Here is a 285-nt window from a genome sequence, read left to right on the forward strand (position 1 = left end):
CCTTGTTCCACCAGGTCAGGGCCTCGCAGGCGCCCGGCACGTCGCCCGCGTTCAGGCGCCGGGTCGCGGTAGATCGGCCCGCGCTGGCCACGCCGACGTTGAAGGCAAGGCTGGTAAAGGCGGCGTCGCGGGGCGACGGCAGGCGCCGGGCCCGGGTCTCGGCCGAGAAGTGGGACAGAAGCCGGGCGCGATAGTCCCGCACCTCGGCGCGCAGCAGGGCCTCGCATTCGGCATCCGACAGAACCATGCCCGGCCGCGCGGTGCGCGTGTGGCCGTAGCAGATCG

Annotated in this window: 1 protein-coding gene; it reads right to left on the bottom strand. The window is 73.7% G+C overall.

Annotated features, from left to right (window positions below; genetic code table 11):
* A partial coding sequence (locus BYZ73_RS22080; RefSeq protein ID WP_245943272.1) for a glycoside hydrolase family protein occupies positions 1-247 on the bottom strand: 247 nt, incomplete at its 3' end.
* Positions 248-285 lie beyond the last annotated feature (38 nt).

It is taken from the genome of Rhodovulum viride (genome assembly GCF_003265965.1).
In the GTDB taxonomy this organism is placed as follows: domain Bacteria; phylum Pseudomonadota; class Alphaproteobacteria; order Rhodobacterales; family Rhodobacteraceae; genus Rhodovulum; species Rhodovulum kholense.